Raw genomic sequence first — 9,514 nt, forward strand, 5'->3', positions numbered from 1 at the left:
TTTGAGCAAGTCAGAGATCATCCGCTGCCTCAAGCGCTACATCGCCCGTGAGGTCTTCGCCCTTCTGCAGCCGTCTGCAGCCACCGACCCCCTCGCTGCAGCCGCTTGACGAACCATAGGAGCATCCCCCGCCCCGCTCCACCCCCCTGCGGTGATCTTGCACGGTTGAGCGCTCAAGCGTGCAAGATCACCGCAGGGGGGTGGGGCGGGGGCTCAGCGGGGGTCGTCCTCCGCGGCGTTGTCGGACTCCACCCCGCGGGCGAAGCGGGACTTCTCGAAGCGGGCCTTCGCCCGGGCGGACGTCGCGCCCGGCTGCCCCGGCTGCAGCCGCCCCTCGACGCGCTGCTGCAGGCGGGCGGCCATCTCCTCGCGCTGGCGGCGCAGCAGCACCAGCGACAGCAGCACCGAGAGGACGGCGGCGACCGCCAGGGCCAGCCAGCCCCGCGCCCCGAGGGCGCTCAGAGCCGCCAGGCACAGCACGAACAGGCCGAGCCGCAGGACCGTGTACTTCAGCGTCGCGCCCACGTCACACCCCCGCGTACGAGTGCAGGCCCGGGAAGAAGATGTTCACCACGAGGTAGTTGAACAGCATGCAGGCGAAGCCGAGCACCGACAGCCACGCGGCGCGGCGCCCGTCCCAGCCGCGCGTGGCGCGGGCGTGCAGGTAGCAGGCGTAGACGACCCAGATGACGAACGTCCACACCTCCTTGGAGTCCCAGTTCCAGTAGCGGTTCCAGGCCACCTGCGCCCACACCGCGCCGGCGATGAGGGTGAACGTCCACATCACGAAGGCCACCGCGTTGAGCCGGAACGCGGTGCGCTCCAGCTCCACGGCGCCGGGCAGGGCGTCCATGAAGACCCCGCCGGGGCGCTTGCCGGCGGCCCGCACGCGGTCGCGCTTCTCCTGGGTCAGCTGCAGCACGGTCGCGGAGAAGCCCAGGGTGGACAGGGCGGTGGCGAGGATCGCCACGAACACGTGGATGATCAGCCAGTAGCTGTCCAGGGCCGGCACGAGCTGGGACGCCTCGACGTAGAAGCTGCGCAGCGCGATGCCCAGGGTGGCCAGGACCGGCCCGGCCACGAAGGTGCCCAGGTAGCGGGCGTCGCGCCCACCGCCCAGGCCGGCGCGGTGCGCGCGCACCACGGCCACGAGGTAGCCGACGGACACCACCAGCGAGCCGGTGAGGGCGAACTCGAACATGTTGCCCCACGGCACCCGGTGCACCGAGACACCGCGGGCCACGACCGAGCCCAGGTGCAGCAGCGCCGCCGCCGCGAACAGCGAGGTGCCCACGGCCGCGGCGCGGCGCCGGCGGCGCGGCGGTGCCGACGACGACGCGGTCAGGACGGCACCCGCCCCGTCCCCGGCGGCGCGCACGGCCGCGGCGCGGCGGCCCTCGCGGGCCTTGATCTCCTTGCCGCCCTCGGCCAGGTCGGCCGCGTAGCCGATGAAGGAGGCCAGGTAGGCCGCCATCGCCGAGTACAGCAGCAGGTTGCCGACCTCAGCGACGCTCTGGTCGACGGTCATCGTCCCTCCTCCGCGCGGGACCCCGCCCGCGCCTCGCGCTCGTCGCGATCGTCGTCGCGCTGGTGCTCGCGCCCATCGTCGCCCACCCGGGCGGGTGGCGGTGACGCGTCGGGCTCCCCGAGCGCCGCGCGCAGCCGCTGCAGGGCGCCGTCCACCTCGAACGCCAGGCCGGCGTCGTTGCCGCGGGCCAGGCCGGCGACCTCCACGGCGCTGCCCGCGCCGGCGGGGGCGGGGCGCACCCGCACCCACAGGCGCCGGCGCGGCAGGAACAGCGACAGGACCAGGCCGGTGGTGCCCAGCAGCGAGAACACCAGCGCCGCGCTCTGCCCCGGGGTGGAGCGCACGTCGAAGGAGGCGTAGCGCTGCACGCCCTCGAAGGAGACCGTGCCCAGCCCGTCGGGCAGCTCCACGGTCTCGCCGGGCCGCAGCCGGATCGCGAAGGGGCTGCCCTGCTCGTCCAGGACCTGGGTCAGGCCCTCGTCGGCCAGCTCGTACACGTTCTGCGCCACGCCGTCGTCCAGGCCGAGGTCGCCGGTGAAGGCCTGCATGACGAGGACGGGGTTGGCCAGGTCCGGGAAGCCGGAGACCGGCGAGCCGGTCGCGTCGACCGTGGCGGAGGGCAGGAACACCCCGGACAGGCCGATCTGCACGGGCTCCCCGGCGGCGTCGACGGCGTCGGGGACCTTCACCACGCCGGTGGAGTCGTAGTTGCCGGTCTGCGGCAGGAACGGCGTCGCACCGTCCTGCACCACGTTCCCCTGCCCGTCGCGCACCACGATGACGGGGGCGTAGCCGTTGCCGGAGAGGGAGATCTGGGTGCCGTCGACCTTGGCGGGGTGGTTGACGCGGATGGTCTCCTCGCGCGGCTGCTCGCCGGGCGCGTCGGTGATGGTCACGTTCGCGGCGAAGCGGCGCGGCTCGCCGATCTGGGAGGTCTGCTGCGCCTCGAAGGCGACGTCCATGGAGTCCAGCTCCAGGGTGAACGGCGGCACGTCGCCCACGTCCGCCCCGGCACCGCTGGTGAAGCTGTCGAAGGTGGTGCCGACCGTCGTGCCGCCCTCGACGACGAGGCGCTGGCCGGAGTAGGAGAACAGCGAGCTGGAGGCCACGGCGAACAGCAGCCCCAGCAGGGACAGGTGGAACAGCAGGTTGCCGGTCTCGCGGTGGTGGCCGCGCTCGGCGGCCACGGACCCGCCGCCCCCGCCCCCCTCCGGGCGGACCTCCACGCGGCCGCGCAGCACCGAGCGGGCGGCGTCCAGCACCTCGGCGGGCGGCGCGTCCAGGACGGCGGCGCGGTGCTCGGGCAGCCGGTCGAGGCGCGCGGGGGTGCGCGGCGGCTTCGAGCGCAGCGCCCGGGCGTGCACGCCCACGCGCGGCACCACGCACCCGATGAGGGAGATGAACAGCAGCAGGTAGATCGCCGAGAACCAGACCGAGGAGTACACGTGGAAGCCCTGCAGGCGCTCCACCCACGGCCCGGCGGTGGGGTGGTCGGCCATCCACTGCGCCACGCCCGCGGGGTCGTTGCCCTCCTGCGGGAACGTCGAGCCGGGCACGGCGGCGACGGCCAGCAGCATGAGCAGGAACAGCGCGGTGCGCATGCTCGTCAGCTGCCGCCAGCAGTAGCGGGCGAACTCCCGCGGGGCCAGCGGCGCCGCCTGCGGGGCCGGCGCCCGGCCCCGGCGCGCCCCCCGGGCGGGTGCGGCGGGCGGCTGGGCGTCGCGGTACTCGTCGCGCAGGTCGTCCAGGTGGGTCTCGTCCGTGCCGGCCATGAGCCTCAGATCACCGTCTCGAAGTTCCCGATGGGCCCGCGCAGCCAGCCCAGGATCGCGTTGAAGCCGTCGGTGACGAGCAGCAGGCCCACCACGACGAGCAGCACCCCGCCGAAGACGTTGACGGCGCGGGTGTGCCGGCGCAGGACGCCGAGGGCGCGCACCCCCCGCTCGTAGCCGAGGGCGACGAGGACGAACGGCAGTCCCAGCCCCAGGCAGTACGCGACGGCCAGGCCGGTGGCGCGCCCGCCGCTGCCGCTCTGCCAGCCGAGGGCGGTGATCGCGGCGAAGATGGGCCCGATGCAGGGCGTCCAGCCGAGGCTGAACACGATCCCCAGCAGGGGGGCGCCGAGCAGCCCGGCGCGCGGGCGCCAGCGCAGCTTCAGCTCGCGCTGCGCCCACAGCGGCGCGGCGATCACCAGCGCCCCGAGGGCGACGACGAGCACGCCGAGCACGCGCTGCAGCTCGGGGCGGTACCGCACCAGGGCGTCCCCGAGGCTGCCGACGGTGAAGTTCACCAGGACGAACACCACGGAGAACCCCAGGACGAACAGCACGGAACCGGCCACCATCCGCCCGCGCCGCTGCTGCGCGGGGTCCTCACCGGTCAGGCCGGTGACGTAGCCGAGGAACCCCGGCACCAGCGGCAGCACGCACGGCGACAGGAACGAGACCACCCCGGCGAGCACCGCCAGCGGCACCGCCAGCAGCAGCGGGCCGGCCGCGACGGTCTGCTGCAGGTCGCCCGTCACGCCGGCGCCGCCGCGGCGGTGGCCGGGTCGGTGGCCGGGTCGGTGGCCTCCGGGGCGGGTGCGGCGCCGGCGTCGTCCAGCAGCCCGGCCAGCGTCGAGGCCCGTGCCGGACCGGACACGCGGGCGGCGACCCGTCCCTCGGCGTCGAGCACGATCGTGGTGGGCGTGGCCTGCGGGGCGACGCCGCGCAGCGCGAGCATCGCCTCGCCGGAGCCGGCGTCGAGCACGCTGGGGTACGTCACGGAGTGGCTGCGGTTGAAGGACTCGGCGATCGCGGCGGTGTCGTAGGTGTTGATCCCCACGAACTGCACGCCCCGGCCGGAGTACTCCTCCCACACCTGCTGCAGGTCGTCGGCCTCCTCGCGGCACGGGCCGCAGGCGGCGAACCAGGTGTTCAGCAGCACGACCTGCCCGCGCAGGTCCGCCAGGTCGATCGTCCCCCCGTCGATCGTCTCGCCGGTGAAGGTGATCGGCTCGCCGCGCTCGGCGGGCGGGGTCTGCACCACGGTGCCGTCGCCGGCGATGTAGTTCTGCCCCTGCGCGTCGGGCAGGCCGTCGCCGCCGCCGCCGCAACCGGCCAGGACGGCGGTGGCCAGCAGCGCACCGGCCAGCGCCGGGCGGCGGGTGCGGCGCGGGCGCATCAGGCGCCCGGCACGGGGTCGGCGCCCACGAGGAGGTCGGCGCACGGCTCGGTGTACGTCACCGACACCAGGCGGCGGCCGGCGAACTCCAGCGACGTGACCGACGCCAGCGCGCACTGCCGCTTGCGCGGGTCGTGCCACAGGGGGCGGTGCTCGGCGCGCAGGCGCGTGACCCACACCGGCAGCTGGTGGCTGACCAGGACGGACTCGCGGCCGGGGAAGGCGTCGCGGGCGTCGCGCACGGTGGCGACCATGCGGGCGGCCTGCTGCGCGTACGGCTCCCCCCAGCTGGGGCGCAACGGGTTCCACAGCCGCGGCCACACCCGCGGGTCGCGGACCGAGCCGGTGCCGGAGGTGACGTGGAACCCCTCGAAGCTGTTGCCGGCCTCGATGATGCGCTCCTCGGTGCCCAGCGGCAGGCCGAGGGCCTCGGCGATCGGGGTGGCCGTCTCCTGGGCGCGCTGCAGCGGGGAGGCGGTGACGGAGGCGACGTCGCGGGCGGAGAAGTGCAGGCCCAGGCGCACGGCCATCTCCTGCCCGCGCTCGGAGAGCCGGTACCCGGGCAGCCGGCCGTACAGGACGCGCTCGGGGTTGTGGACCTCGCCGTGGCGCACCAGGTGCACCACGGTGCGCGGGGCGCCGGAGGGGGCGTGGGCCCCGGCGCGCGGCTCGGCGCCCGGGTCGGTGCGGGGGCCGGCCTCGACGCCGGAACCGGTGACGGGCACGCTCACAGCGACCCCGCCCCCTCGGCGGCGGCGCGCGCCGCGTGCGGCAGGGCGTCCAGGACGCGCCCGACCGCCTCCTCGTCGTGGGCGGCGGACAGGAACCACGCCTCGAACGCGCTGGGCGGCAGGTGCACGCCCCGCGAGAGCATGGCGTGGAAGAAGGCGCGGAACGCGCCGAGGTCCTGCTGCTTCGCCTCGTCGTAGTCGCGCACCTGCTGGCGCTCGGTGAAGAAGACGCTGAACATGCTGCCGGCGGTGTTCACCACGTGCGGCACGCCCGCGGCGCTCAGCGCCTCGCTCGCGGCCTCGCGCACGGTGCGGGCGCTGCGCTCCACGGCGGCGTACACCTCGTCGGTGCAGCCGCGCAGCGTGGCCAGGCCGGCCGCGGTGGCGACGGGGTTCCCGGACAGGGTGCCCGCCTGGTAGACGGGGCCGGCGGGCGCCAGGTGGGCCATGACGTCGGCGCGCCCGCCGAACGCGGCGGCGGGGAAGCCGCCGCCCATGACCTTGCCGAAGGTCAGCAGGTCCGGGGCGTGCTCGAGGCCCAGGCCCTCGTGCCCGTACCAGCCGGCGCGGCTGACGCGGAAACCGGTCATCACCTCGTCGGAGACCAGCAGCGCGCCGTGCTGGCGGGTCAGGCGGCGCAGCTCGGCGGTGAAACCGGGCGCGGGCGGCACCACGCCCATGTTCCCGGCGGCGGCCTCGGTGATGACGCAGGCGATGCGCTCGCCGTGCTGCGCGAAGACGTCCGCGAGGGCCTGCGGGTCGTTGTAGGGCACGACGAGCGTGTCGGCGGCCGAGGCGCCGGTCACGCCGGGGGTGTCCGGCAGCGCGAACGTCGCCAGGCCGGAGCCGGCGGAGGCCAGCAGCGCGTCGACGTGGCCGTGGTAGTGGCCGGCGAACTTCACCACGACGGGGCGGCCGGTGAAGCCGCGCGCCAGGCGGATCGCGCTCATCGTGGCCTCGGTGCCGGAGTTGACCAGGCGCACCTGCTCGACGGGCTCGACGCGGGCGACGATCTCCTCGGCGAGCTCCACCTCCCGCTCGGTGGGGGTGCCGTAGCTGAAGCCGAGCTCGGCGGCGGCGCGCACGGCGGCCAGCACGTCCGGGTGGGCGTGCCCGAGGATCATCGGGCCCCAGGAGCAGATGAGGTCCACGAGCTCGGTGCCGTCGGCGTCGCGCAGGTACGGCCCGCGCGCGGAGGCGGTGAACCGGGGGGTGCCGCCGACGGCGCGGAAGGCGCGCACGGGCGAGTTCACGCCGCCGGGGATCACGGCGCCGGCCCGCGCGAACAGCGCGGCGGAGGCCGGGGCGTCAGCGGCTCGGTCGGGGCTCGCCGGGGGGTGCGTCGACGCGGTCACGGGCTCCAGTGTCGCAAGCTCCGCCGGGTGCGCCCGCCGCAGGGGTGTCTACGACGCTGCGTCGTGAGGAAGCTCACGGACGGCGCCCGGCGCCTGGCGCGGGACCGCCACCGCGGGGCGGCGCAGCGCCCCCACGGGCACCGGCCAGGTGGCACCCAGGTCGCACGCGGACGCCTCCCGGGGCGGGGCCAGCAGGTAGCCCTGCGCGTAGCGGGCGCCCAGGGCCGCGACGTGCGTCAGCTGCCCCGCGTGCTCCACGCCCTCCACGACGACCTCGCAGCCGAGGTCGTGGGCCAGGGCGATCGACGCGGCGGTGATGGTGCCGCTGCGCACCGAGTCGCTCAGGGACGCGGTGAAGCAGCGGTCCACCTTCAGCTCGTCGACGGGGAAGTCGCGCAGGTAGGCCAGCGAGGAGTAGCCGGTGCCGAAGTCGTCCAGCGCCAGGCGCACCCCGTCCCCCCGCAGCCGCCGCAGCGCCGGCTGCACGTCGTTGCCGTGCACGAGGGCGGTCTCGGTCAGCTCCAGCGTCAGCGCGTGCGCGGGCAGGCCCGCGTCGCCGAGGGCGCCCAGGACGGTCGGCACCACGCCCGGGTCGGCGAGCTGGCGGCCGGAGACGTTCACCGCCAGGCGCAGCGCGGCGGCGGCCGGGTCCTGCGCGCGCCAGGCCGCCACCTGCCGGCACGCCTCGCCGAGGACGTACCGGCCCAGCGCGACGACGAGCCCGCTGGCCTCCGCCACCGGCACGAAGCGCCCCGGCGGCAGCAGGCCCAGCTCGGGGTGCTGCCAGCGCACCAGCGCCTCCACGGCCGCCACCCGGCCGCTGCGCAGGTCCACGACCGGCTGGTAGTGCACGCGCAGCTCGCCGTCGTCGACGGCGCGGCGCAGCCGCAGGCTCTCGGTGAGGACGTCGCGGCCGGCCAGGCCGGCGCCCGCGTCGCGGCGGTGCAGCTCCAGCAGGCCGGCGGCCGCGCGCGCCAGCCGCTCCAGCAGCGCCACGTCCTCGCCGGTGAAGTCGCGCGGGCGCACGTCGATCACGCACAGGGTGCCCAGCGGCAGCCCGTCGCGGCCGAACACCGGCACCCCGGCGTAGGCGCGCAGGCGGTGCTCGCCGGTGACGAGGGGGTGGTCGGCGAAGCGGGGGTCGGCGGTGGCGTCGCCGGCCACGACCGGCGCCGCGCCGGACACGGTGTGCGTGCACAGCGACAGGTGCCGCGGGATCACCGCCACGGGCACGCCCACCCGCGCCAGGTAGCTCTGCTCGTCGGCACCGAGCAGCGACAGGCCGGCGAGGGGGGCGTCCAGGACGCGGGCGGCCACGTCCACCAGCGACTGCAGGCCCGGGTCGCCCACGGCCGAGGCCGCGCGGTAGCTCGCCACCGAGGCGAGGCGGTCGCTCTCGTGGCGGTGGGGCGGAGCGGTGGGCACGAGGGGTTGATCGGGTGGTGCGGGGCGGCGCTCCAGCGATCACGGCCCCGTTCACCCGCCCGGCCCCACGGCCGCTGCGCAGCGTGAGCGCACCGCGGTCCGGGACCTCCGGCCCGGGTTCCCCGGCCCCGCACGGGGGTACTGCTGCTCGTGGGAACCGGGAGGGTCCCGGACCCCGCCAGGGAGGCACGACGTGCGAGCGTTGCAGTACCGCGAGATCGGCCGGGCACCGGAGGTCGTGGAGGTGCCGACCCCCGAACCGGGCCCCGGTCAGGTCCTGCTGGAGGTGACGGCGGCGGGCGTGTGCCACTCCGACGCCTTCGTCATGGGCCTGCCCGCCGAGGAGTACAGCTACGGGCTGCCGCTGACGCTGGGGCACGAGGGTGCCGGCCGGGTCGCCGCCGTCGGCCCGGGCGTGCAGGGCCTGGAGATCGGCACGGACGTCGTCGTGTACGGGCCGTGGGGCTGCGGCACCTGCCACGCGTGCGCGCAGGGCCGGGAGAACTACTGCCCGCGCGCTGCGGAGCTGGGCATCGCCCCGCCCGGGCTGGGCGCGCCCGGCGCGATCGCCGAGCACCTGCTGGTGGACTCCCCGCGCCACCTGGTGCCCATCGGCGACCTGGACCCGGTGAAGACCGTGCCGCTGACCGACGCCGGGCTCACCCCGTACCACGCGGTCAAGCGGTCCCTGGGCAAGCTCGTGCCGGGCTCCACGGCCGTCGTCATCGGCGCCGGCGGTCTCGGGCACGTCGGCATCCAGCTGCTCAAGCACCTCTCCCCCGCCCGCGTCGTCGCGCTGGACGTCACCGAGCAGAGGCTGCAGCTGGCCCGCTCGGTCGGCGCCGACGACGTGCTGACCTCGGACGCCTCCGCCGCGCAGGCGGTGCGGGAACTCACCGGCGGCCGCGGGGCGGAGGTGGTGCTGGACTTCGTCGGCGCCCAGCCCACGATCGACACGGCGATCGCGGCGGCGGCCGTGGACGGGGACGTGACGATCGTCGGCATCGGCGGGGGCGCGGCGAGCGTCGGGTTCTTCCGCACGCCGTTCGGCACCTCCGTCAGCGCCCCCTACTGGGGCACGCTGCCCGAGCTGCACGAGCTGGTGGCGCTGGCGCACCGCGGGGTGCTGGACGTGCACACGCAGGAGTTCTCGCTGAGCGACGCCCCGGAGGCGTACGAGGCGCTGCACGCCGGCACCCTCGACGGCCGCGCCGTCATCGTCCCCTCCCTCGGCTGACCCACCCCTCCCGCCCCTCCGGCACTCCTCCGAGACCCGCGGTGATCAAGGAAGTTGCAACTTCCTTGATCAC

At 75.9% G+C, this 9,514-nt stretch carries 9 protein-coding genes; 1 reads left to right on the plus strand and 8 read right to left on the minus strand.

The genetic code is table 11. The features are described from left to right. Nucleotides 1-213 precede the first annotated feature (213 nt). The 8 genes from ACRYM0_RS19245 to ACRYM0_RS19280 form a co-directional block, all read right to left on the minus strand. Nucleotides 214-525, minus strand: a complete 312-nt coding sequence (locus ACRYM0_RS19245; RefSeq protein WP_432507457.1) for a DUF4229 domain-containing protein — start codon at nucleotides 523-525, stop codon at nucleotides 214-216. Nucleotide 526: 1 nt separating this feature from the next. Then, the gene (gene ccsB, locus ACRYM0_RS19250) at nucleotides 527-1,528 is read right to left on the minus strand and encodes a c-type cytochrome biogenesis protein CcsB (protein WP_432507458.1); all 1,002 of its coding nucleotides are present in this window, start codon (nucleotides 1,526-1,528) and stop codon (nucleotides 527-529) included. Beyond that, entirely contained in the window at nucleotides 1,525-3,300 is a 1,776-nt protein-coding gene (resB, locus tag ACRYM0_RS19255) for a cytochrome c biogenesis protein ResB (protein WP_432507459.1), read from the minus strand. The genes ccsB and resB overlap by 4 nt, the downstream gene beginning before the upstream one ends. 5 nt (nucleotides 3,301-3,305) lie before the next feature. After that, complete coding sequence (locus ACRYM0_RS19260) at nucleotides 3,306-4,052, minus strand: cytochrome c biogenesis CcdA family protein (RefSeq protein ID WP_432507460.1); 747 nt, start codon at nucleotides 4,050-4,052, stop codon at nucleotides 3,306-3,308. After that, entirely contained in the window at nucleotides 4,049-4,693 is a 645-nt protein-coding gene (locus ACRYM0_RS19265) for a TlpA family protein disulfide reductase (protein ID WP_432507461.1), read from the minus strand. Before ACRYM0_RS19265 ends, ACRYM0_RS19260 begins: the two co-directional genes overlap by 4 nt. After that, nucleotides 4,693-5,319: a histidine phosphatase family protein gene (locus ACRYM0_RS19270; RefSeq protein ID WP_432507466.1), complete on the minus strand. Its 627-nt coding sequence runs from the start codon at nucleotides 5,317-5,319 to the stop codon at nucleotides 4,693-4,695. The genes ACRYM0_RS19265 and ACRYM0_RS19270 overlap by 1 nt, the downstream gene beginning before the upstream one ends. Before the next feature lie 101 nt (nucleotides 5,320-5,420). After that, nucleotides 5,421-6,779, minus strand: coding sequence for a glutamate-1-semialdehyde 2,1-aminomutase (gene hemL, locus ACRYM0_RS19275; protein WP_432507462.1), 1,359 nt, complete (start codon nucleotides 6,777-6,779; stop codon nucleotides 5,421-5,423). Between the two features lie 48 nt (nucleotides 6,780-6,827). After that, nucleotides 6,828-8,204, minus strand: coding sequence for a sensor domain-containing phosphodiesterase (locus ACRYM0_RS19280; RefSeq protein ID WP_432507464.1), 1,377 nt, complete (start codon nucleotides 8,202-8,204; stop codon nucleotides 6,828-6,830). A gap of 193 nt (nucleotides 8,205-8,397) precedes the next feature. On the opposite strand from ACRYM0_RS19280, the gene ACRYM0_RS19285 reads away from it, so the two are divergent. Next, the gene (locus ACRYM0_RS19285) at nucleotides 8,398-9,441 is read left to right on the plus strand and encodes an NAD(P)-dependent alcohol dehydrogenase (protein ID WP_432507465.1); all 1,044 of its coding nucleotides are present in this window, start codon (nucleotides 8,398-8,400) and stop codon (nucleotides 9,439-9,441) included. Nucleotides 9,442-9,514: the final 73 nt, after the last annotated feature.

Source organism: Kineococcus arenarius subsp. arenarius, from assembly GCF_050871845.1.
GTDB lineage: Bacteria > Actinomycetota > Actinomycetes > Actinomycetales > Kineococcaceae > Kineococcus.

Excerpts from the sequence above, each read along its gene's own strand:
- ccsB (WP_432507458.1), bottom strand. The coding sequence starts at position 1,528 with ATGACCGTCGACCAGAGCGTCGCTGAGGTCGGCAACCTGCTGCTGTAC.
- resB (WP_432507459.1), bottom strand. The coding sequence starts at position 3,300 with ATGGCCGGCACGGACGAGACCCACCTGGACGACCTGCGCGACGAGTAC.
- ACRYM0_RS19265 (WP_432507461.1), bottom strand. The coding sequence starts at position 4,693 with ATGCGCCCGCGCCGCACCCGCCGCCCGGCGCTGGCCGGTGCGCTGCTG.